We start from the raw sequence: 23047 nt of genomic DNA, 5'->3' as shown, positions 1-23047 counted from the left end.
GACATGATCAGACCTGACCTCTCCCTCCCGATCCCCGAGTCGATCTCCTCCGCCCACTTCATCGGCATCGGTGGTTCCGGCATGAGCGGCCTCGCCAGGATGTTCCTGGACGCGGGCATCCGGGTGTCCGGGAGCGACCGCGCCGACAGCGACAATCTGCGCGCCCTCGCGGCCGCCGGGGCGGTCGTCCATGTGGGGCACGATGCTGCTCACCTCGGCGATGCCGACACCGTGGTGCACACCGGCGCGATCTGGCCCGAGAACCCGGAGTTCGTCACGGCGAAGGAGCGCGGCCTGCACGTGATCCACCGTTCGCAGGCACTGCACTGGCTCATCGGTTCGCGCCGACTGGTCTCGGTCGCAGGCGCGCACGGCAAGACCACGTCGACCGGCATGATCGTGACGGCTCTGCAGGCACTCGGCGCGGATCCGAACTTCGTCAACGGCGGTGTCATCGAGCAGCTGGGCATCTCCAGTGCGACGGGCACGGGGGAGCTGTTCGTGATCGAGGCCGACGAGTCCGACGGCACCTTCCTGCTCTACGACACGGCCGTGGCGCTCATCACCAACGTCGACCCGGACCACCTCGACCACTACGGTTCCGACGAGGCGTTCCACGATGCGTTCGTCCGCTTCGCCGATGCCGCGACCGAGGCCGTCGTCATCTCCAGCGACGACCCGGGGGCATTGCGGGTCGGGGCAGGGTTGTCGCATCCGCACGTCCTCACCTTCGGACAGGCGGAGGATGCCGACGTCCGCGTCACCGACATCGTGGCAGCGGGGCCCGTCTCCGCGACGATCAGTCGCGGCGACGAGAGCGTCCGTCTGCAGCTGGCCGTGCCGGGAGTGCACAACGCGATCAACGCGGCGGGTGCCATCACGGTCCTCCTCGCCGTCGGCTTCGGGCTCGCCGAGTCCGCGCGTGCCGTCGAAGGCTTCGCCGGTACGGTGCGTCGTCTCGAGCAGCACGGCGTCGAACGCGGTGTGACGGTCTACGACGACTACTCGCATCACCCGACCGAGGTGCGCGCGGCGCTCGAGGCCATGCGCTCCCTCGCAGGCGCCGGTCGCATCATCGCGATCCAGCAGCCGCACACCTATTCGCGCACGCAGCACATGTTCCAGGAGTTCGCCGACGTGCTCGAGGCCCACGCCGATCACACGGTGATGCTCGACGTCTACGGTGCGCGGGAGGATCCGGTCCCCGGCGTCACGGGCGAGCTGGTGAGTGGCGCATTCCGCGACCCCGCGCACGTGCACTACGTCGCGGACTGGCAGCAGGCGGCCGACTACACGGCATCCGTCGCGCGTGAGGGCGACTTCGTCGTGACTCTCGGCTGCGGCAACGTCTACCAGATCATCCCGCAGGTGCTCGAGTCGCTGCGCACCACCGGGGCCTAGCCGATGCGGCGTCCACCTGCGCTCCCCACCCCGCCCGCGGGGGCCGCGGACGGCGCCACGGCGTCGCGACGCCGTGGCGCGGGTCGGGCATCTCGTGCGCAGCGCGACGACCCCACCACACGCACCGGTGCGGATCAGCCCGTGGGCTCGCAGGCCGACGGTGCGGACGAGACCGTGCAGGAGGCGTCGGATCGGCCGACGTCCACGCGTGACGTGTGGCGCGCGGCCCGAGCGCGCCGCAAGGCGCTGAGAGCCGAGATCCGGCGATTCACGCAGCGGTCGCGTCGTCGCCGCATCATCTGGCTGAGCACCGTCGGCGCGATCGCCGTGGTGGTGGGCGGCACGGTGATCGCGGCGTACAGCCCGCTCTTCGCGGTCGAGAAGGTCACGGTCGTCGGCGCCTCGACCCTCGATCCTGCCGCGGTCGAGACCGCTCTGGCGGGGCAGGTGGGCACGCCTCTGGCGCTCGTCGACTCGAGCGAGGTGAAGGCGGCCCTGCTGGCCTTCCCGCTGATAGAGACCTACGCGCTCGAAGCGAAGCCTCCGCATGACCTGACGGTGAGGATCGTCGAGCGGACCCCCGTCGGCGTCATCCGCTCGGATGCGGGGTACACGCTGGTCGATGCGGCGGGCGTCGCGCTCTCCACGACCTCGGATCAGCCGGAGGGGCAGCCCCTGCTCGACATCGAGGGCGGCACGGATTCGGCCGCGTTCGAGAGCGCCGGACTCGTCATACGGTCCGTCCCTGCGGATCTGCGCGCATCTCTCACCGGAGTCAGAGCGACGACGGCCGACGATGTGACGCTCACGCTGAACACCGGACTGACCGTCGTGTGGGGGAGCTCGGAGAACTCGCCGATGAAGAGCGAGGTCCTCTCGAAGACGTTGATCGGCAATCCCGGGGCGTCCTCCATCGACGTCACGTCGCCGCACGCCGTCGTCGTCGGCTGACTTTCGGCGTCAAACGGGCGACACGCCCGTGTCGCTGCGTGCGCGCGTGTGCATCGCGCTTACCTTCGAACAAGAGAAACCAATACCGGGAAATACTTTACACCTCTAGTTGAGGTTTAAGGTTCAAGCCCTGGATTCTCACCCATAGACAGGCTCGACTACTCGGAGGCCGGCCATGAGCCAGAACCAGAACTACCTCGCCGTCATCAAGGTCGTCGGCGTCGGCGGTGGCGGCGTCAACGCCGTCAACCGCATGATCGACCTCGGTCTTCGCGGAGTCGAGTTCATCGCCGTGAACACCGACGCCCAGGCGCTGCTCATGAGCGACGCCGACGTCAAGCTCGACGTCGGTCGCGAGCTCACCCGTGGTCTCGGCGCAGGAGCCGACCCCGAGGTGGGGCGCCGCGCCGCGGAAGACCACGCGGAAGAGATCGAGCAGGCGCTCACGGGAGCCGACATGGTCTTCGTGACCGCGGGCGAGGGAGGCGGAACCGGAACCGGTGGAGCTCCCGTCGTCGCACGCATCGCGAAGTCGATCGGCGCGCTGACCATCGGCGTCGTCACCAAGCCGTTCTCGTTCGAGGGCCGTCGCCGTCAGAGCCAGGCCGAGGCCGGCGTGGTGAAGCTCAAGGAAGAGGTCGACACCCTCATCGTGGTGCCGAACGACCGTCTCCTCGAGATCAGCGACCGCGGCATCTCGATGATCGAGGCCTTCGCCACGGCCGACCAGGTGCTCCTCGCGGGTGTCCAGGGCATCACCGACCTCATCACGACGCCGGGTCTGATCAACCTCGACTTCGCGGACGTCAAGTCCGTCATGCAGGGTGCGGGATCCGCACTCATGGGAATCGGATCCGCCCGCGGCGCCGACCGGGCGATCAAGGCCGCAGAGCTGGCCGTCGAATCGCCGCTCCTCGAGGCGAGCATCGAGGGAGCGCACGGCGTGCTGCTCTCGATCCAGGGTGGATCGAACCTCGGCATCTTCGAGATCCACGACGCCGCTGACCTCGTCAAGGAGGCAGCGCACCCCGAGGCGAACATCATCTTCGGTACCGTCATCGACGACACGCTCGGCGATGAGGTGCGCGTCACCGTGATCGCCGCCGGCTTCGACAGCGGCGAGCCGTCGCTCCGCCTCGACCCGATGGTCGTCACGCGTCCCGCCGCCGCGAGCACGCTGCCCGAGGTGACGCTGTCGAAGGACGAGGAGAGCACGCCCGCCGCAGAGCCTGCCGCACCGGAGCGCGTGCAGCAGCGCGTCGCGACGACCAGCATCGAGCCGGCCTTCGCCGACGACGACATCGACATCCCCGAATTCCTGAAGTGACGGACGGCCCCGGCCAGAGCCGTTCGGCTCTGGCCGCGCGGCTGTCGGCGATCGACGAACGGATCGCCGACGCAGCGCGCCGAGCGGATCGCGACCCCTCGGAGATCACCCGGATCGTCGTGACGAAGTTCCACCCCGCGTCCCTCGTGCGCGACCTGCACGCGCTGGGGGTCCTCGAGGTGGGGGAGAATCGTCAGCAGGAGCTCACATCGAAGGTCTCCGAGGTGGGCGACCTGGATGTCCGCTGGCACTTCATCGGGCAGGCGCAGACCAACAAGGCGTCGGCGATCCGTCGGAGCGCGGATGCCGTGCACTCGCTCGATCGGGCGAAGCTGGCGGACGCCCTGCACCGGGTGGCCGAGGATGATGAGCCGCTCGACGTGCTGATCCAGGTGAACCTCACGAAGGACGAAGGGCGCGGCGGGATCGAGCCCGCCGACGCGTCGACCCTCGCCGAGCACATCCTGTCGTTGTCCTCGCTGCGGCTGCGCGGCGTGATGGCCGTCGCTCCGCTCGACGAGGAGCCGGCATCCGCCTTCTCCCGGCTGCGGGTGGTGGCCGATCAGGTGCGCCTGCTCGAGCCGTCCGCGACCTGGATCTCGGCCGGGATGACCGGCGATTTCGTCGAGGCCATCGACGCGGGCGCGACACACCTGCGGATCGGCTCCGCAATCACGGGCCCCCGCCCCGACCGGGGTTAACCTGTGAACAGACCAACCCGACTCGTTCGAACCGGAGGACACGATGGGTAACCCGCTGAAGAAGACCATGGTGTATCTCGGCCTCGCCGATGAGGAAGAGGTCTACGAAGAGCCGGCTCCCGCTCGCGCCCAGCGCGAGCGTGACCGCGACCGTGACCGTGATCGGGAAGAGCCCGCGCCGGCCCCCGTCACCCCGCTGCGGCGCCCCGTCGCCGTGCGTCAGCCCGCAGGAGGGGCAGTGAACGAGATCCTCACCGTGCACCCGAAGCAGTACCGCGATGCGCAGCTCATCGCTGAGAGCTTCCGCGAGGGTGTCCCGGTCATCATCAACCTCTCCCAGATGAGCGACGCCGACGCTCGCCGTCTGATCGACTTCGCGTCCGGGCTCTCGCTCGGCCTCTACGGCCGCATCGAGCGGGTCACCTCGAAGGTGTTCCTGCTCTCTCCGGAGAACATCTCGGTGTCCGGCCACGGGGGAATCGCCCACGCAGACGCCGAGTCTGCGGGCTTCGACCAGTCGTAGACCGTGGGGATCGTCGTCTCCATCATCGCCAGCACCGTCCATCTGGCGCTCCTGCTGTATCTGATCGTGCTGTTCGCGCGACTCATCCTCAGCTACATTCCGCTGTTCAATCGGGAATGGCGGCCCAAGGGCGCCGGCCTCATCGCGGCCGAGCTCGTGTACACCGTCACCGACCCGCCCGTGCGGTTCTTCCAGCGCATCATCCCGCCCCTCCGGATCGGCGGGATCTCTCTGGATTTCGGTTTCTCGATCACCATCCTGATCGTGCTCATCCTGATGAGCATCGTGCGAAACTTCATCTGACAGCCCGGAGATTTCGCCGAGCCCGAGTGTCGTGTCGTCGCGGCTGACAGGCACGGGGGCTATGCTTGGCTCCCAGGTGCGCGCCCCGGGTTCGCGCCACATCTCGACCATGCCATCATCAACACTGGCAACCGAACTCATCGAAGGAGCCACCATGGCACTTACCCCGGATGACGTCGTCACCAAGCAGTTCCAGCACGTCCGTTTCAAGGACGGCTTCGACCCCGACGAGGTCGACGACTTCCTCGACGAGATCGTCATCGAGTGGCGCAAGGCCCTCGAGGAGAACGCCGAGCTCAAGGCCAAGCTGGCAGCATTCGAGTCCGGTGACGCACCCGTCGCCGCCGCGGCTCCTGCTCCCGTCGCCGAGACCCCTGCTCCCGTCGTCGCCGAGGCTCCCGCCCCGGCCGAGCCGACGCCTTCCGGCTCGGCGACCGCCACGGCCGGGATCATCGAGCTCGCACAGCGTCTGCATGACGAGCACGTCGCCGAGGGTGAAGCCAAGCGCGACCAGCTCATCGCCGACGCCGAGGGCGAGGTGAACCGCATCCGCACCGAGGCCGAGGCCAAGCAGCGCGAGGAGTCGGCACGCCTGGAGCGCGAGCGCAACACGCTCGAGGCCCGCATCACCGAGCTCCGCAACTTCGAGCGCGACTACCGCTCGCAGCTGCGCGGATACATCGAGGGCCAGCTCCGCGACCTCGACGAGAAGTCGGGATCCACGGACTCGACTCCGGTCTCCGCGATCGGACTGTAGGTCGTCCTTTTGCCAGGACGCCCCGCCCTTCGTCGGTCGGCGGCCGGCGCGATCGTTGCGATTCTCGCAGCGCTCGTGCTGGCCGCCGATCAGTTTGTGAAGTACCTCACCACCGAGAACCTGCCGCTGCAGGAGCCGGTCCCCGTGCTGGGCGAGTTCCTTCAGCTGTACTACGTCCGCAACCCCGGTGCCGCCTTCTCGCTCGGGTCCGACGTCACATGGATCTTCACGATCGCACTCGCGGTCGTCGCCTGCGTGATCGTGTGGAAGGCCACAGGACTCCGCTCCCGGCTCTGGGCCGTCGTGCTCGGCTGCCTCCTCGGCGGTGTGCTGGGCAACCTGACCGATCGCCTGTTCCGCGATCCCGGTTTCCCGATGGGTCATGTGGTCGACATGATCTCCATGCCCTGGATGATGCCGGCGATCTTCAACGTGGCCGACATCTTCATCGTCACCGGCATGATCTCCGTGGCGCTGCTCGTGGTGTTCGGGCTGCGGTTCGATGGCACCCGCGACCGCGATCACGTCGCCGTCGAGACCGATGAGGAAGCCGAGGCCGCCGCTGTCGACGCCGATGCGGAGTCCTCCTCCGCCGAGGCCGGTTCCTCACGCCTCGACGGTACGACGCCGGGTGCGCCCGCGTCGGACGGACGCTGAGCGTGGAGTCCCGCTCTCTCCCCGTTCCCGACGGACTGGAGGGAACGCGCGTCGACGCCGCCCTGGCCAAGATGCTCGGGTTCTCCCGCACGTTCGCAGCGGACGTCGCCGCAGCCGGAGGCGTGCGCCTCGACGGTGTCACGCTCGACAAGTCGGATCGCCTTCGCGGCGGTGGCTGGCTCGAGGTCGAATGGCAGCCGAAGGAGGAGCCGCGCATCATCCCGATCGCGGTCCCCGAGCTGGGCATCGTGTACGACGACGACGACATCGTGGTGGTCGACAAGCCGACCGGCGTCGCCGCTCATCCGTCCCTCGGCTGGGAGGGCCCCACGGTGGTGGGTGCGCTGGCCGCGGCGGGATTCCGTGTGGCGACGAGCGGCGCTCCCGAACGACAGGGCGTCGTGCACCGACTCGACGTCGGCACGAGCGGGCTCATGGTCGTCGCCAAGAGCGAGTCCGCGTACACCGCGCTGAAGCACGCCTTCAAAGAGCGCACGGTCGAGAAGATCTATCACGCGGTCGTGCAGGGTCACCCCGATCCCTTGACGGGGACGATCGAGGCGCCGATCGGGCGGCATCCGAACCACTCATGGAAGTTCGCGGTGACGCCGGACGGCAAGCCGTCGGTCACCCATTACGAGACGCTCGAGGCGTTCCCGGGTGCGTCTCTGCTGGAGATCCACCTGGAGACGGGGCGCACGCATCAGATCCGCGTGCACATGGCCGCGCTCCGGCATCCGTGCGTCGGCGACCCTCTCTACGGCGCGGACCCCACGATGTCGGCACGGCTCGGCCTCACCCGGCAGTGGCTGCACGCGCACAAGCTCGGGTTCTCGCACCCCGCCACGGGGGAGTGGGTGCAGTTCGAGTCGGCTTACCCTGCGGATTTCGAGCATGCGTTGGAGATCCTGCGCGGCGAATAGCCCGTTCCGAGTCGTCCATCCCCGTCGGGAATCGATCGAGATGCTCGACGATGTCCGTGGGGTGCATCAGACTCTCGGCATGAGCATCGAGGTGCGACCGGCGACCGAGTTCGACGACGTGGCCCTTCTCGTGGGGCCGAAGAAGCCGACGTCGAACGTGTGCTTCTGCCTGAGCTATCGGATCGGCAGCAAAGAGAACAACGAGCTGCGAGGCTCCCAGCGCGCGGATCGCGTGCGGGAGCTCTGCCATCAGGACCCGCCTCCCGGCGTGATCGCCTACCTCGACGACGAACCTGTCGGGTGGGCGGCGGTTCATCCCCGCCGGGATACCACGTTCGCGAGGAACAGGCTCATCCCGCACATCGACGACCTCGACGTGTGGTCGCTCTGGTGCGTGCGAGTGCGTCCGGGGCACCGCAGGCAGGGCATATCGCACGCGCTGATCGAGGGGGCCGTCGCGCACGCGAAGAGGCTGGGCGCACCGGCGATCGAGGGCTATCCCGTCGACAACCGTGGCGAGAAGGTGAACCTCACGATGGCGTATGTCGGGACGAGGGCGCTGTTCGAGGCGGCGGGATTCACCAAGGCGACCGACACGCGATCCACGCTCGACGGCTTCCCCCGGGTGCTCATGCGCCTCGATCTTCGAGGGGCCGGGGCGACCCCCCGCAGCGGCTCCGATGTCGGGGGTCAGCCGTAGACTCGAAGGCATGGCATCCGACTCCTTCGTCCATCTGCACGTGCACAGCGAGTACTCGATGCTCGACGGGGCGGCGAAGATCGCGGCGATGACTCAGGCCGCCGCAGACTACGAGATGCCGGCCATCGCGGTGACCGATCACGGCAACACCTTCGCCGCATTCGAGTTCTACAAGGCCGCCAACGCGGCCGGGGTCAAACCGATCATCGGTCTCGAGGCCTATGTCACCCCGGGTACCCACCGCAGCGACAAGACCCGAGTGCAGTGGGGCTCGCCGGATCAGAAGAGCGATGACGTCTCGGGCTCCGGCGCGTACACCCACATGACGATGTGGAGCGAGACCACCCAGGGGATGCACAACCTCTTCCGCCTCAGTTCGCTGTCGAGCATGGAGGGCTACTACTTCAAGCCCCGCATGGACCGGGAGCTCCTGCAGACGTACGGCAAAGGGCTGATCGCCACGACCGGCTGCCCCTCGGGCGAGATCCAGACCAGGCTGCGTCTCGGTCAGTACGACGCCGCACGTGCGGCCGCGGCGGAGTTCCAGGATCTGTTCGGCAAGGAGAACTACTTCGCCGAGATCATGGACCACGGTCTGTCCATCGAGCGTCGGGTGATGACCGACCTCATCCGGCTCGCCAAGGACCTGCAGATCCCGCTGGTCGGCACCAACGACTCCCACTACACCCACCAGCACGAGGCCGGCGCGCACGAGGCGCTGCTCTGCGTCCAGTCCGGCTCGACACTCGACGATCCCAACCGGTTCAAGTTCGACGGCGACGGCTACTACATCAAGACCGCGGCCGAGATGCGCCAACTGTTCCGCGACCACCCCGAGGCGTGCGACAACACGCTGCTGATCGCCGAACGCTGCGAGGTCGAGTTCAACACGGCGGCGAACTACATGCCGCGCTTCCCCGTGCCGGACGGCGAGACCGAAGACAGCTGGCTCATCAAAGAGGTCGAGGCCGGCCTCCACTACCGGTACCCGAGCGGCATCCCCGACAAGGTCCGCACGCAGGCGGAGTACGAGACCGGCATCATCCTGCAGATGGGCTTCCCCGGCTACTTCCTCGTCGTCGCCGACTTCATCAACTGGGCCAAGGACAACGGCATCCGCGTCGGACCGGGTCGAGGCTCCGGCGCCGGCTCGATGGTCGCCTACGCGATGCGGATCACCGACCTCGACCCGCTCGAGCACGGTCTGATCTTCGAGCGGTTCCTCAACCCGGACCGCGTCTCGATGCCCGACTTCGACGTCGACTTCGATGATCGTCGCCGTGGCGAGGTCATCGACTACGTGACCCGCAAGTACGGCTCGGAGCGCGTGGCGCAGATCGTCACCTACGGCACCATCAAGTCGAAGCAGGCCCTCAAGGACGCCGGCCGCGTGCTCGGCTTCCCGTTCAGCATGGGTGAGCGTCTCACCAAGGCCATGCCGCCTCCCGTCATGGGCAAGGACATGGAGCTCGGCGGCATGTTCGATACGGCGCACAAGCGCTACAAAGAGGCGAGCGAGTTCCGCGCGCTCATCGAGACCGACCCCGAGGCGAAGACGGTCTTCGACCGCGCGCTGGGTCTCGAGGGGCTGAAGCGTCAGTGGGGCGTCCACGCCGCGGGCGTGATCATGTCGTCCGAGCCGCTGATCGACATCATCCCGATCATGCGCCGCGAGCAGGACGGCCAGATCGTCACGCAGTTCGACTATCCGTCCTGCGAGTCGCTCGGCCTGATCAAGATGGACTTCCTCGGGCTGCGCAACCTCACGATCATCTCGGACGCCCTCGACAACATCCGCACCAACCGCGGCGAAGAGCTCGACCTCGAGAAGCTGGAGCTCGACGACCGGGGAGCCTACGACCTGCTCGGTCGGGGTGAGTCGCTCGGCGTGTTCCAGCTCGACGGCGGTCCGATGAGATCGCTCATGCGGCTCATGCGGCCCGACAACTTCGGCGACATCTCGGCGCTCATCGCGCTGTACCGGCCGGGGCCCATGGGGGCGAATTCGCACACGAACTACGCGCTGCGCAAGAACGGCCAGCAGCCGATCACTCCCATCCACCCGGAGTTCACCGAGTCGCTGGCCGACATCCTCGACGAGTCCTACGGACTGATCATCTATCAGGAGCAGGTCATGGCCATCGCCCAGCGCGTGGCGGGGTTCTCGCTCGGACAGGCCGACATCCTGCGTCGCGCGATGGGAAAGAAGAAGAAGTCCGAGCTCGACAAGCAGTTCGAGGGCTTCCAGGCCGGCATGCACGCCAACGGATACTCCGACGGCGCCGTGAATGCGATCTGGGAGATCCTGCTCCCGTTCTCCGACTACGCCTTCAACAAAGCGCACTCGGCCGCGTACGGGGTGGTCTCGTACTGGACCGCCTACCTCAAGGCGCACTACCCCGCCGAGTACATGGCGGCGCTGCTCACCAGCGTCGGCGACTCGAAGGACAAGATGGCGCTGTACCTCAACGAGTGCCGACGGATGGGCATCAAGGTGCTTCCCCCTGACGTCTCCGACTCCATCAACTACTTCGCGGCCGTGGGCGACGACATCCGCTTCGGCCTCGGAGCGGTGCGCAACGTCGGAAGCAACGTCGTCGAAGGCATCGTGAAGGCCCGCAAGGGCGAGCGATTCACGTCGTTCCACCACTTCCTCGAGAAGGTGCCGCTGCACGTCTCGAACAAGCGCACCGTGGAGTCGCTGATCAAGGCCGGTGCGTTCGACTCGCTGGGAGACACGCGCCGCGCGCTGCTCGAAGTGCATGAGGATGCGGTCGAGGCCGCCGTCGACCGCAAACGCAACGAGGCGCAGGGAGCGATCGGATTCGATTTCGACAGTCTGTACGACGGCCTCGAGGAGGTCGCCCCCGCCAAGGTGCCGCCGCGTCCGGAGTGGATCAAGAAGGACAAGCTCGCCTTCGAGCGCGAGATGCTCGGACTCTACGTCTCGGACCATCCGCTCGCCGGTCTCGAGGTCCCGTTGGCGAAGCACGCGTCGATCTCGATCCACGTCCTCAACAACTCCGACGACGTGCAGGACGGCGACCAGGTCACCGTCGCCGGGCTCGTCACGAGCGTGCAGCATCGCGTCGCGAAGGCCAGCGGGAACCCGTACGGCATGATCACGATCGAGGACTTCAACGGCGAGGTGACGGTCATGTTCATGGGAAAGACCTACACCGAGTTCCAGCACGTCCTGCAGCAGGACTCGATCCTGGCCGTGCGCGGTCGGGTGTCGCGACGTGATGACGGGCTCAACCTGCATGCCCAGTCGGCGTTCGCCCCCGATGTGGGGTCCTTCGATGCAGCGGGCCCGCTGTCGCTCGTGCTCGCAGAACAGCGTGCGACCGAGCGGGTCATGAACGAGCTCGCCGAGGTGCTGCGGCGACACAACGGCGAGACCGAGGTGGTGCTGCGGGTGCACCGCGGGAACACCGCGAAGGTGTTCGAGGTCCCCATGCCGGTCAAGGTCACGGCTGATCTGTTCGGAGATCTGAAGTCCCTCCTCGGACCCACCTGCCTGGGGTGACCGAGGTCCCGTGAGGGGCGTCTTCCGGTGAGGACCTCACGGACGCACCGGGTAGTATCAGGACGCGTTCGGGTGCGGGCGTCAGAAGCTCTGCACCGTGGCGAAAGGACCCTCCCCATGAGCACGGAATCACCCTTCCTCAGCGGCGCCGGCACGGATGCCGATGACCGGACGGCGTCGACGGAGCACACGGCCGACGAGGTCTTCTCCGACGACGACGGCGTGCTGTACGACGAGGAGGTGACGCCGGAGTTCGGCATCATCGGATTCACTCTGCGCGAGCTGCTGATCGTGGGCGTCTGGGCCATCGCGTTCATCGCGTCGTTCTTCCCGCACCTCGGCGGTGTCTCGATCTGGGGCACCGGGATCCAGTGGGTGCTCCCGGTCGGAGTCCCGACGGCCGCGGTCTTCCTGCTCATCCTGCGACGTTTCTCGCCCGACGGGATCCGCCGGGTCGGCTCACTGGGGATCGATCAGTTCGCCTCGGTCGCGTTCTCCGTCGCCGCCGTCTACTGGCTCGGAGCGCTGTGGAGCGCCGTGACCGTCGCGATCGAGATCGGAGCCTTCGGACTCTCCTGGAACGGTGTCGTCCAGCTCATCGCTGCACTGGCGCTCGTGGTGCTGACGGTCTTCGCGCCCCTGGTACCGGGGCTCAAGGAGGACTTCCAGGGTCGACTGGTCACACTCGCCCACCGCAATGCCAACCCCGTCCGTCCGGTGATCCCGCGTCCTCGACCCGAGCCGACGGCCGCCACGGTCGCAGCCGACTCCGCCCCGGTCACGGCGGACTCCGCCCCGGTCGCAGCGGACGCCACGGCAGACGAGGCTCTGCAGGATTCCTCCTGGACGACGGATGCGTCCGCCCAGGAGCAGCAGGCTCCCGTTCAGGAGCCGCCGACTCCCGCCCAGGACTGGCAGGCTCCCGCTCAGGAGCAGCTGGCGTCCGGGTCCGCGCAGCCCGCCGGTGACCACGCTCTGTTCGTGGAGCCCACCCTCGCGGCTGATCCGGTCCAGACGGATGATCTCGGCGCCGACTTTGGGCAGGCTCCCGTCGCCGGGGATGCATCGGCGAGCTCGGCCACGCCGGCGTACACCACCACGCCGCTTCCCGCCGGCGGGCTCGACGTCGAACTCTCGGGGGAGCACGCCACGGACGAGGTCGCCCGGATCGATCTCGCCGAGCAGGTACCGCTCGCCGCGCACGCCTCCGGGGGCGGCACGGGTACCGAGGACGCCACCGCCGACGAGGAGTACGTGCCGGCGTACTCCCGACGGTCCCGGGGCCAGACGCAGGAGATCCTCTCGGACACCGGCAGCATCGAGTCCCTGCTGGGGGCCACGGCGTACGACGTCTCGTCCCCGCGCACCGTCGCTCTTCCCACCATCGACGACGAGGACGATCGCGACGAGACGGCGGCTCACGCCGCGATGACGGCCGCGCAGCCGTTCTGGATCCTCGCGCAGACCGAACGCGACGTCCATGACGAGCGAGGCGACGCGATCTTCCGGATCGGCCCGAGCGCCTGGGCCCTGGTCATCGAAGACCGTGGCGGCGCCTACGTCATCCGACACGACGACGGTCGCATCGGTTACCTGCACGACATCGCTGACATCACGAAGGGCTGATCTTGCGCACGATCGATCTGCGGGGGCGCGAGCTCTCGCCGGCTGACATGCTCGCGGCGGTTCCGCGCGCCACCCAGGCCAGGGCCGAGGCCCTCGACACGGCGGCGCGCATCGTCGACGATGTCCGAGAGCGCGGCGAGGAGGCGCTGCGGGAGCAGGCGGAGCGGTTCGACGGGGTCGTCGGCCACGATCTCCGCGTTCCGGCGGCGCACATCGAGGAGGCGATGGCGAGCCTCGACCCCGAGGTCCGTGCCGCTCTCGACGAGGCGATCCGCCGCGTCCGCATCGCCTCTGCCGCCCAGGTGCCGGCGTCCCAGGTGACGCGCATCGGCGCCGGGGCGACCATCACGCAGCGCTGGCAGCCGGTGCATCGAGCGGGCGTCTACATCCCCGGCGGGAAGGCGGTCTACCCGTCGAGCGTGATCATGAACGTCGTCCCCGCGCAGGTCGCGGGGGTGGAGCAGATCGCCCTCGCATCCCCGCCGCAGCGCGACCAGGACGGGCGCGTGCACCCGACGATCCTCGCCGCAGCGGGCCTGCTCGGCATCACCGAGGTGTACGCGGTGGGCGGCGCGGGAGCGATCGGCGCCTTCGCGTACGGGGTCGCCGGCATCGGGCTGGATCCGGTGGACGTGCTGTCCGGCCCCGGTAACAACTACGTCGCCTCCGCGAAGCGCGCGGTGGCCGGTGTCGTCGGCACGGACTCCGAGGCGGGTGCCACCGAGATCCTCGTCGTCGCGGACGCCGAGGCGGACCCGCGACTCATCGCCGCAGATCTCGTGAGCCAGGCCGAGCACGACGAGCAGGCCTCCGCGGTCCTGGTCACGGACTCCGCGGATCTGGCTGATCGGGTGGTGGAGGAAGTCCGCACGCGGGCGGCCGCGACCCGGCACGCGGTCCGTGTCGCGGCGGCGCTCGACGGACCGCAGTCAGCGATCGTGCTGGTGGACGACCGTGCGATGGCGGCGGCGTTCAGCAACGCCTACGCTCCGGAACACCTCGAGCTGCACCTGGCGGATGCCGAGGCCGCGGCCGCGTCGTTCACGAGCGCCGGAGCGGTGTTCGTCGGCGATCACACCCCCGTCAGCCTGGGCGACTACATGGCCGGAAGCAACCACGTGCTGCCGACGGGCGGGCAGGCTCGGTACGCGCCGGGGCTCGGCGCGTACACGTTCCTGCGTCCGCAGCAGGTCATCGCCTACGACCGCGCCGCGCTGGCCGAGGTTCGCGCCGGCGTCGTCGCTCTCGCCGACACCGAGGTGCTGCCCGCTCACGGTGAGGCGATCGAGGCTCGTTTCACGGCGTAGGATCGGTCAGATGCACTGCCCCTTCTGTCGTCATCCGGATTCCCGGGTCATCGATTCCCGCACCAGCGATGACGGTCTGTCGATCCGTCGACGCCGCCAATGTCCGGAGTGCGGCGGCCGGTTCACGACCACGGAGACCGCGAGCCTCAACGTCATCAAACGCTCGGGCGTGATGGAGCCGTTCAGCCGCGAGAAGGTGATCTCCGGTGTGCGCAAGGCCTGCCAGGGTCGTCCGGTGACCGAGGCCGATCTCGCCGTGCTCGCTCAGCGCGTCGAGGAGGCGGTGCGCCAGACCGGCGTCTCGCAGCTCGACACCAACGAGATCGGGCTGGCGATCCTCGGGCCGCTGCGCGACCTCGACGAGGTCGCGTACCTCCGGTTCGCGAGCGTCTACCAGGCGTTCGATTCGCTCGACGACTTCGAGAGCGCCATCACCGATCTCCGTGCGGACCACGCGGATCCGGAGCTCGCCGACCGGTAATCTGGCAGTGATGTATCCGCTGCTCTTCCGCGCTGTCCTGTCGCGCTTCGACCCCGAGTTCGCCCACCACGCCGGCATGGCGGTGATCCGCGTGCTGGGCGCAGGCCCGTTCGCCCGCGTCACACGTGCATGCACCAGGCCCGACCCGACCCTGCGGGTCGGCGCACTGGGTCTGAGCTTCGCCTCGCCGTTCGGCATCGCAGCAGGCTTCGACAAGAACGCCGTCGGCGTGCGCGGTCTCGCGGCCCTCGGATTCGGCCACGTGGAGGTCGGCACCGTGACGGCGATCCCGCAGGAGGGAAACCCGCGTCCGCGGCTCTTCCGCCTCATCGCCGACCGCGCGGTCATCAACCGCATGGGCTTCAACAACGAGGGTGCGGATGCCGTCGCGCGGCGCCTCGCGCGGCTGCGCCGGGGAGCGCCCGACACGGTCATCGGCGTCAACATCGGCAAGAGTCGGGTCGTCGACGTCGAGGATGCCACGGCCGATTACGTCTCGTCCGCCACGAAGCTCGCTCCGCTGGCGGACTACCTGGCCGTGAACGTCTCCTCGCCGAACACTCCGGGCCTTCGTGGTCTGCAGGCCGTCGAGACGCTCGCCCCGCTGCTGCGGGCCGTGCAGAAGGCCGCGGGAGAGACGCCGCTGCTGGTCAAGATCGCCCCGGACCTGCCCGACGACGAGATCACCGCGATCGCGAAGCTGGCCGTCGACGATGGACTCGCCGGCATCATCGCGCACAACACCACCATCAGTCGCGAAGGGCTCGTGACCGATGCCTCGACGGTCGAGGCGCTGGGAGCCGGCGGCCTGTCCGGCGCACCGCTCAAAGAGCGTTCGCTGCAGGTGCTCCGTCTGGTGCGCTCCGCCGTGCCCGAGGATTTCTGCGTCATCGCCGTCGGGGGAGTGGAGACGGCCTCCGACGTCCAGGAGCGCCTCGAGGCCGGAGCCACGCTCGTTCAGGGCTACACGGCGTTCCTCTACCGCGGGCCGTTCTGGGGCCGCGAGATCAACCGCGGGCTCGCGGCCCGCTGAACGGTTCCGCGCGCCGTACGCAAAAGGCGCCTCCTGCTGTCGAGCGGGAGGCGCCTCTTGCGTGTGCGGGGTCAGGCGGGACGGTCGCCGCGCTTGACCTGAGGCTTGGGCAGGCGCATGAAACGCATCTGCAGGGATCGCATGGCCGCGTACCAGCCGAGTCCGCGTTCCATCCGATCAGCGCCGAACTTCGCGGCCACCTTGCGCTTGACGCGGATGCCGAGCAGCACCATCCCGCCGATCGCGAGGATCAGGTACGCCATCATGACCAGGTAGGCCCACCCGGCGACGGCGAATCCGCCGATGGCGAGATTCGCGGGCAGCAACGAGATGAGGATGACGAGCACCATCACGCCCATCACGAACTCCGCCGGGTGCCACCCGGAATCGACGTAGTCCCGCACCCATCGACGCTGCGGGCCCTTGTCGCGGGGCGGAAGGAACTTCTCCTCGCCGGCCGCGAGACCGGCCTGGGCGCGGTTGCGACGCTCGTTGAGCTCGGCGCGGGCCGCGGCCTTCGCCTCCTTCGTGTTCGCCACCAGCGGGCGGCGGCGTGCCGCCTCCTGCTCCGCCCTGGACGGAGTCGCGCGCCCCTTGCCCGGCGCCGGCGTCTCCGGGGCGTCGTCGTTCGTCGGAGGGGAGACAGGGGTAGTGGCCACGAGGTTCCTCGGTTCGGTGAAGGCGGATCACCTTAAGATTACTCGCATGACATCTCCTGCCCACCCCGGTGACCAGAATCCGTCCGACTCTCGTGAGCCCGCGCTCCTCGAGGCGGCGTCGACGGGGCTGCCCGCGGCGCTGAGCGATCTCGGCCGCCTCGTCCGCATCCCCGGCATGGCCTGGCCCGCGTTCGATCAGACGCAGCTCGAGCGCAGCGCAGAGGCCGTCGCGGCCCTCGCCACCGACACCGGCGTGTTCGACGACGTCAGGATCCTCCGTGCGGACATCCCCGGAACGGACGAGAAGGGCCAGCCCGCCGTGCTCGCGACCCGCGCGGCCCGCAACGGCAAGCCCACGATCCTGCTGTACGCGCACCACGACGTGCAGCCTCCCGGCGACGACGAGCTGTGGGAGACCCCGCCGTTCGAGCCCACGGTCAGAGACGGTCGCATGTACGGCCGAGGCGCCGCGGACGACAAGGCCGGGATCATGGCGCACATCGCGGCCATCCGCGCGCTCGCGGAGGTGCGGGGCGACGATCTCGATCTGGGCATCGCCATGTTCATCGAGGGGGAGGAGGAGTACGGCTCGCGCTCGTTCGCGCAGTTCCTCTCCGACAACAAGGAGGCGCTGCGCGCCGACGCGATCGTGGTCGCGGACTCCGGAAACTGGGACTCGGTCACCCCCGGACTGACCGTGTCGCTGCGGGGCAACGCGCGGTTCACGGTGCGCGTGCGCACGCTCGATCATGCCTCCCACTCCGGGATGTTCGGGGGAGCGGTCCCCGACGCCATGATGACGACGGTCAGGATGCTGTCCACTCTCTGGAACGACGACGGGTCTGTCGCGGTCGAGGGGATGACGGAGCGCGACGCGCCCACGCCCGAGTACGGCGAGGAGACGCTGCGCGACGAGGCCGGACTGCTGCCGGGCACGACGCCGATCGGCGGCGGGACGATCCTCAGCCGCATCTGGAACAAGCCGTCGGTCACGGTCATCGGGATCGACGCCACGAGTGTCTCCGCAGCGTCGAACACGCTGCTCCCCGAGGTGACGGTCGTCATCAGCGCCAGGGTGGCGCCGGGGCAGTCCGCAGACGACGCGTACGCGGCACTCGAGGCACACCTTCGCGCGCATGCGCCGTTCGGCGCCGAGCTGACGTTCTCCGACGTCGACCTGGGCGACGGCTTCCTCGTCGACACCAGCGGGTGGGCGGTCTCGCTGACCCGCGACGCCATGCGTGACGGGTACGGCGTTGCTCCGATCGATCTGGGTGTGGGGGGATCCATCCCCTTCATCTCCGATCTCGTGCGCGAGTTCCCCGCCGCCCAGATCCTGGTCACGGGGGTCGAGGATCCGCATTCGAGGGCACACAGCCCGAACGAATCGCTGCACCTCGACACCTTCCGCCACGCGGTGGCGACCGAGGCCCTGCTGCTCTCGCGCATGAACGACACCATCATCTGAGCCCGACCGTCCGGCCGGAGGGTAAAATCGAGTCACCAGCCGTGTGATCACGGCCCGTCACAAGGAGCGACATGAGCGACACCACACTGACTGCAGCAGAGTCCACCCAGGCGCACGGCGTGAAGCTGACCGACGCCGCAGCGATCAAGGTGAAGAATCTCCTCGAGCAGGAAGGCCGCGACGACCTGCGTCTGCGCGTCGCCGTCCAGCCCGGCGGATGCTCCGGCCTGATCTACCAGCTGTACTTCGACGAGCGCTACCTCGAGGGCGACGAGACCGTCGACTTCGACGGTGTCGAGGTCATCATCGACAACATGAGCGTCCCGTACCTCGACGGTGCGTCGATCGACTTCAAGGACACGATCTCGGAGCAGGGCTTCACGATCGACAACCCCAACGCCGCCGGCAGCTGCGCCTGCGGAGACAGCTTCCACTGACCCCGTTCCCCCTCGTGGCAACCTGCGTGGTTGGCATGAATCAGGTGTGAGGTTGCCCTAGACTTGGGTGTGCCCTGTCCGCAATCTGAAAGGTGCATCGTGCCCTCGAAACGCCGCCTTCGTTGGGCCGCTCTCCCCCTGGGAGTAGCGGCAGCCGTGGCCCTGGCGGGATGTACTGCCACCGAGCTGAACGGCTACCTGCCGGGCTTCGTGGAGGGTGAGCCTGCGGCCACCAACCAGACCGAGCGCGTCTCGTCGCTCTGGGTGAACTCCTGGATCGTCCTGCTCGCCGTCGGTGTGATCACCTGGGGCCTCATGGCCTGGGCCGCGATCGCCTACCGTCGCCGCAAGGGACAGACCGGTCTGCCGGTCCAGATGCGCTACAACATGCCGATCGAGATCTTCTACACGATCGTTCCGCTCATCCTGGTCCTCGGCATGTTCTTCTTCACCGCTCGCGACCAGACCGCGATCGAGGCGAAGTGGGATGAGCCCGACGTCGAGATCACCGCGATCGCGAAGCAGTGGGCATGGGACTTCCAGTACGACGGTGAGGAGGAGGACAACTCCGACGCCGTCTGGACCATGGGCATCCAGGCGCAGCCCGACGCCGCCGGCAACATCGACCAGGAGCAGCTGCCCACCCTCGTGCTGCCGGTCGACAAGAAGGTCACGATCAACCTGCAGTCGCGCGATGTCATCCACTCGTTCTGGATCATCGACTTCCTGTACAAGAAGGACATGTACATCGGGAAGGACAACTCCTGGTCGTTCATCCCGACCCGAGTCGGCGAGTACGCCGGCAAGTGCGCCGAGCTCTGCGGCGAGTACCACTCGATGATGCTCTTCAACGTCAAGGTCGTCGAGCAGGACGAGTACGACGCGTACCTGCAGACGCTCGAAGAAGAAGGCAACACCGGAGACATCACCGATGCCTACGACCGTCTGGGCAACTACCCGGGCACCACTGCACCGACCGACTCCGAGGAAGGAGAGGAGTAAGCCATGTCGACCACTGAAGCACCCCGCACCGACGAGGCTCCCCGCTCCCGTCCCACCGATCTGCCCGCCCGCCAGGCCGCTCTTATGAGCTCCTCGCGTGTGGAGCAGAAGGGCAACATCGTCGTCAAGTGGATCACCTCCACCGACCACAAGACGATCGGGTACATGTACCTCATCGCCTCGGTGCTGTTCTTCCTCCTCGGTGGCGTGATGGCTCTCGTCATCCGCGCAGAGCTGTTCGCCCCCGGGATGCAGATCATCCCGACCAAGGAGCAGTACAACCAGCTGTTCACGATGCACGGCACGATCATGCTGCTGATGTTCGCGACGCCGCTCTTCGCGGGATTCGCGAACGCGATCCTGCCGTTGCAGATCGGAGCGCCGGATGTGGCGTTCCCGCGTCTGAACGCCTTCGCCTTCTGGCTCTTCCTGTTCGGATCGACCATCGCGGTCGCCGGCTTCCTCACCCCGCAGGGTGCGGCCTCGTTCGGCTGGTTCGCCTACCAGCCGCTCGCGAGCGCCTCGTTCTCGCCGGGCGCGGGTGGAAACCTCTGGATGCTGGGCCTGGGAATCTCGGGCTTCGGCACCATCCTCGGCGCCGTGAACTTCATCACGACCATCATCACGATGCGCGCCCCCGGCATGACCATGTGGCGCATGCCGATCTTCTCCTGGAACACGCTGATCACCAGCCTTCTCATCCTGATGGCGTTCCCGGTGCTGGCCGCGGCGATCTTCGCCGCCGGTGCGGACCGAGTTCTCGGCGCGCACATCTACGACCCCGCCAACGGCGGCGTCCTGCTGTGGCAGCACCTGTTCTGGTTCTTCGGACACCCTGAGGTGTACATCATCGCGCTGCCGTTCTTCGGCATCGTCTCCGAGATCTTCCCGGTGTTCAGCCGCAAGCCGATCTTCGGATACAAGACCCTGGTCTACGCGACGATCGCGATCGCGGCGCTGTCCGTGGCGGTGTGGGCTCACCACATGTACGTGACCGGATCCGTGCTGCTGCCCTTCTTCGCGCTGATGACGATGCTCATCGCGGTTCCGACGGGCGTGAAGATCTTCAACTGGATCGGCACGCTGTGGCGAGGCTCCGTGACGTTCGAGACGCCGATGGTGTTCGCCCTCGGATTCCTGGTCTCCTTCGTGTTCGGTGGCCTCACCGGCGTCATCCTCGCGGCGCCGCCCCTCGACTTCGCACTGTCCGACTCGTACTTCGTCGTGGCGCACTTCCACTACGTGGTCTTCGGAACCGTGGTGTTCGCGATGTTCGCGGGCTTCTACTTCTGGTGGCCGAAGTGGACGGGACGCATGCTCAACGAGCGCCTCGGCTATGTGCACTTCTGGCTGCTGTTCATCGGCTTCCACATGACGTTCCTCATCCAGCACTGGCTCGGTGTCGACGGCATGGTGCGCCGGTACGCGGACTACTCGGCAGCCGACGGGTGGACCTGGCAGAACCAGGTCTCCACGATCGGCGCGATGATCCTCGGTGCGTCGATGCTCCCGTTCTTCCTGAACGTCTGGATCACGGCTCGCAAGGCTCCCAAGGTCACCGTCAACGACCCGTGGGGTTACGGTGCATCTCTCGAGTGGGCGACGTCCTGCCCGCCGCCGCGACACAACTTCACGTCGATCCCGCGCATCCGCAGCGAGCGCCCGGCATTCGACCTGAACCACCCGGAGGCGGCCGAGTTCTCGCCCGCCGCACCCGGCGAGCGAGAGGGCCACTGAGCCATGCGCGACAACGTCATCCTCTGGTGGGTCCTCACCGCCTTCTTCGCCCTGGTCGGCGTCGTCTACACGGGCTGGCACATCCTCGCCACGCCCGCGGACAACTTCGCTGAGCGGATCGAATGGGTCGGAACGGTCGCACTGTTCTTCGCGACCTTCATGGGGGCGATGATCGCCTTCTACCTCGACCGCACGCACAAGGCCCAGAACGGCGAGCTGCCCGAGGACATCCTTACCAGCGACATCGACGACGGAGATCCCGAACTCGGCGAGTTCAGCCCGTGGTCCTGGTGGCCCCTGGTCCTCGCAGGATCCGCGGCCGTGTTCGTCGTCGGACTCGCCGTCGGACACTTCCTCCTGCCGATCGGCCTCGCGATCTTCGTGGTCGCGATCGTCGGCTGGGTGTACGAGTACTACCGCGGCAACTTCGCACGCTGACAAGACGACGGACAAAGCCCCTGGGATCCATCCCAGGGGCTTTTCCTGTCTGTCGGTGCTGCTGCAGCTCCCGGGGGCCGGAAGGCGCTCACGAGGCCCGGAGACGGCCCCGAACGCCCTGAGAGTGAGAGGGTCGAAGGGGCGTCAGAGCTCGAAGGGGCGTCAGAGCTCCACGGTCATCTGGATGCGACGGCCGTAGCGGTCGAGGTCGAGGCGGGCCTCCGTATCGACCAGAGCGCGCTGGAAGGACGTCTCGGGGATGCTCTCGAGGAATCCGCAGCTCGCATAGAACGGCGCGTTCCATGGGATCTCCGCGTAGGTCCGCAGCGAGACCCTCGTGTAGCCGCGTTCACGCGCTTCCTCCAGCGCCGCCTCCACGAGACGCCGGCCATGGCCCTGCCGCCCGACGGAGGGCAGGACGGAGAGCTGCTCGAGGTGCGCATGGCCGTCCGCATCCAGGACGTGGACGAAGCCCACGGGGGAGGAGTCCTCGGAATCCTCGAGCACGAGGACGAAACCGGGCGCTGCGAGTCTCGAGGCGCCATCGGCGGCGGCAGGCCAGTGCGGTGCGCCGAGCCTGTCGATCAGAAGAGCGTCGGCCTGTGCCTCGACGGCCTGCAGAGCCTCGGCGTCGTCCGCTGCTCCCGGGCGGATGACGGCGCTCACCGGGTCTGCTCCGCGACCGCGGCGATCGCTTCGATCTCGACCAGCTGATCGTCGTAACCGAGCACAGTGACACCCATCAGAGTGCTCGGCACGTCGTGATCTCCGAAGGCCTCGTGGACGACATCCCACGCTGTCACCAGATCGCTCTGGGAAGACGAAGCGACCCGGACACGGGTGCTGATCACATCGGTCAGCTCGGCGCCGCTCGCACGGAGCGCGGCACGCAGGGTCTGCACACAGCGGGCGGCCTGCGCGGCGTAGTCACCGGGGGCGGTGGTGCTGCCGTCGTCTTCGAGAGGGCAGGCCCCGGCGAGGAAGATCAGGCGGGAGCCGGCGGGAGCGGTGGCCGCGTAGGCGTACGGTGCCGCGGCCAGGTCGGTGGAACGGATGAGTTGGACTGCTGAGCTCATGGAACGATCCT

The 23047-nt window shown here is 67.9% G+C and carries 23 protein-coding genes; 20 read left to right on the top strand and 3 right to left on the bottom strand.

The genetic code is table 11. The features are described from left to right. The first annotated feature begins 3 nt into the window (after positions 1 to 3). The 15 genes from murC (at position 4) to ASD43_RS13615 (ending at position 16219) form a co-directional block, all read left to right on the top strand. The gene (gene murC, locus ASD43_RS13685) at positions 4 to 1401 is read left to right on the top strand and encodes a UDP-N-acetylmuramate--L-alanine ligase (RefSeq protein WP_056418562.1); all 1398 of its coding nucleotides are present in this window, start codon (positions 4 to 6) and stop codon (positions 1399 to 1401) included. 3 nt (positions 1402 to 1404) lie between these two features. After that, positions 1405 to 2352, top strand: a complete 948-nt coding sequence (locus ASD43_RS13680) for an FtsQ-type POTRA domain-containing protein (protein WP_056418559.1) — start codon at positions 1405 to 1407, stop codon at positions 2350 to 2352. 175 nt (positions 2353 to 2527) lie between these two features. Beyond that, positions 2528 to 3679, top strand: coding sequence for a cell division protein FtsZ (gene ftsZ / locus ASD43_RS13675; RefSeq protein WP_056418556.1), 1152 nt, complete (start codon positions 2528 to 2530; stop codon positions 3677 to 3679). Further along, a complete protein-coding gene (locus ASD43_RS13670) occupies positions 3676 to 4380 on the top strand; it encodes a YggS family pyridoxal phosphate-dependent enzyme (protein WP_056418553.1) in 705 nt (234 codons plus the stop codon). The genes ftsZ and ASD43_RS13670 overlap by 4 nt, the downstream gene beginning before the upstream one ends. A gap of 43 nt (positions 4381 to 4423) precedes the next feature. Continuing rightward, a complete protein-coding gene (locus ASD43_RS13665; RefSeq protein WP_056418549.1) occupies positions 4424 to 4903 on the top strand; it encodes a cell division protein SepF in 480 nt (159 codons plus the stop codon). A 3-nt stretch (positions 4904 to 4906) separates the two neighbouring features. Further along, a complete protein-coding gene (locus ASD43_RS13660) occupies positions 4907 to 5206 on the top strand; it encodes a YggT family protein (protein ID WP_235564139.1) in 300 nt (99 codons plus the stop codon). A gap of 154 nt (positions 5207 to 5360) precedes the next feature. Further along, entirely contained in the window at positions 5361 to 5963 is a 603-nt protein-coding gene (locus tag ASD43_RS13655) for a DivIVA domain-containing protein (protein WP_045253736.1), read from the top strand. Between the two features lie 96 nt (positions 5964 to 6059). Further along, positions 6060 to 6620 (top strand): signal peptidase II, encoded by a 561-nt coding sequence (lspA, locus tag ASD43_RS13650; RefSeq protein WP_056418546.1) that lies wholly within the window; start codon positions 6060 to 6062, stop codon positions 6618 to 6620. Positions 6621 to 6622: 2 nt separating this feature from the next. Continuing rightward, positions 6623 to 7543 (top strand): RluA family pseudouridine synthase, encoded by a 921-nt coding sequence (locus ASD43_RS13645; RefSeq protein WP_056418543.1) that lies wholly within the window; start codon positions 6623 to 6625, stop codon positions 7541 to 7543. A 79-nt stretch (positions 7544 to 7622) separates the two neighbouring features. Beyond that, positions 7623 to 8243, top strand: coding sequence for a GNAT family N-acetyltransferase (locus ASD43_RS13640; RefSeq protein ID WP_056419682.1), 621 nt, complete (start codon positions 7623 to 7625; stop codon positions 8241 to 8243). Positions 8244 to 8253: 10 nt separating this feature from the next. Then, a complete protein-coding gene (gene dnaE / locus ASD43_RS13635; protein WP_056418540.1) occupies positions 8254 to 11772 on the top strand; it encodes a DNA polymerase III subunit alpha in 3519 nt (1172 codons plus the stop codon). A gap of 117 nt (positions 11773 to 11889) precedes the next feature. Further along, a complete protein-coding gene (locus ASD43_RS13630) occupies positions 11890 to 13398 on the top strand; it encodes a hypothetical protein (protein ID WP_235564137.1) in 1509 nt (502 codons plus the stop codon). Beyond that, positions 13398 to 14705 carry a histidinol dehydrogenase gene (gene hisD, locus ASD43_RS13625; RefSeq protein WP_056418538.1) on the top strand — a complete coding sequence of 436 codons (1308 nt, stop codon included), beginning with the start codon at positions 13398 to 13400 and terminating at the stop codon, positions 14703 to 14705. Before ASD43_RS13630 ends, hisD begins: the two co-directional genes overlap by 1 nt. Positions 14706 to 14715: 10 nt before the next feature. Next, the gene (gene nrdR, locus ASD43_RS13620; RefSeq protein ID WP_045253742.1) at positions 14716 to 15186 is read left to right on the top strand and encodes a transcriptional regulator NrdR; all 471 of its coding nucleotides are present in this window, start codon (positions 14716 to 14718) and stop codon (positions 15184 to 15186) included. Positions 15187 to 15196: 10 nt separating this feature from the next. Beyond that, positions 15197 to 16219 carry a quinone-dependent dihydroorotate dehydrogenase gene (locus tag ASD43_RS13615; protein ID WP_056418535.1) on the top strand — a complete coding sequence of 341 codons (1023 nt, stop codon included), beginning with the start codon at positions 15197 to 15199 and terminating at the stop codon, positions 16217 to 16219. Positions 16220 to 16290: 71 nt separating this feature from the next. Here ASD43_RS13615 and ASD43_RS13610 read toward each other — a convergent pair whose 3' ends face one another. Continuing rightward, on the bottom strand, positions 16291 to 16878 hold the full coding sequence (locus ASD43_RS13610; RefSeq protein ID WP_045253744.1) for a DUF3043 domain-containing protein: 588 nt from the start codon (positions 16876 to 16878) through the stop codon (positions 16291 to 16293). A 46-nt stretch (positions 16879 to 16924) separates the two neighbouring features. Between ASD43_RS13610 and ASD43_RS13605 the strand changes: the two genes are divergently transcribed. The 5 genes from ASD43_RS13605 to ASD43_RS13585 all read left to right on the top strand — a co-directional run bounded on the left by ASD43_RS13605 (position 16925) and on the right by ASD43_RS13585 (position 21960). Further along, positions 16925 to 18346 (top strand): dipeptidase, encoded by a 1422-nt coding sequence (locus ASD43_RS13605; protein WP_056418532.1) that lies wholly within the window; start codon positions 16925 to 16927, stop codon positions 18344 to 18346. A 71-nt stretch (positions 18347 to 18417) separates the two neighbouring features. Next, on the top strand, positions 18418 to 18783 hold the full coding sequence (gene erpA / locus ASD43_RS13600) for an iron-sulfur cluster insertion protein ErpA (RefSeq protein ID WP_045253746.1): 366 nt from the start codon (positions 18418 to 18420) through the stop codon (positions 18781 to 18783). 99 nt (positions 18784 to 18882) lie between these two features. Further along, complete coding sequence (gene ctaC, locus ASD43_RS13595; protein ID WP_056418529.1) at positions 18883 to 19785, top strand: aa3-type cytochrome oxidase subunit II; 903 nt, start codon at positions 18883 to 18885, stop codon at positions 19783 to 19785. 3 nt (positions 19786 to 19788) lie between these two features. Then, complete coding sequence (gene ctaD, locus ASD43_RS13590; protein ID WP_056418526.1) at positions 19789 to 21522, top strand: aa3-type cytochrome oxidase subunit I; 1734 nt, start codon at positions 19789 to 19791, stop codon at positions 21520 to 21522. Positions 21523 to 21525: 3 nt separating this feature from the next. Next, the gene (locus ASD43_RS13585; RefSeq protein WP_056418523.1) at positions 21526 to 21960 is read left to right on the top strand and encodes a cytochrome c oxidase subunit 4; all 435 of its coding nucleotides are present in this window, start codon (positions 21526 to 21528) and stop codon (positions 21958 to 21960) included. Between the two features lie 162 nt (positions 21961 to 22122). On the opposite strand, the gene ASD43_RS13580 is transcribed toward ASD43_RS13585, so the two are convergent. Next, on the bottom strand, positions 22123 to 22626 hold the full coding sequence (locus tag ASD43_RS13580) for a GNAT family N-acetyltransferase (RefSeq protein WP_056418520.1): 504 nt from the start codon (positions 22624 to 22626) through the stop codon (positions 22123 to 22125). Beyond that, positions 22623 to 23036 (bottom strand): RidA family protein, encoded by a 414-nt coding sequence (locus ASD43_RS13575; RefSeq protein WP_056418517.1) that lies wholly within the window; start codon positions 23034 to 23036, stop codon positions 22623 to 22625. Before ASD43_RS13575 ends, ASD43_RS13580 begins: the two co-directional genes overlap by 4 nt. Positions 23037 to 23047: the final 11 nt, after the last annotated feature.

This window comes from Microbacterium sp. Root553, assembly GCF_001426995.1.
Taxonomy (GTDB): domain Bacteria; phylum Actinomycetota; class Actinomycetes; order Actinomycetales; family Microbacteriaceae; genus Microbacterium.
Note: the sequence above shows the minus strand (reverse complement) of the source record. Positions and strands in the feature narration are given on the sequence as shown.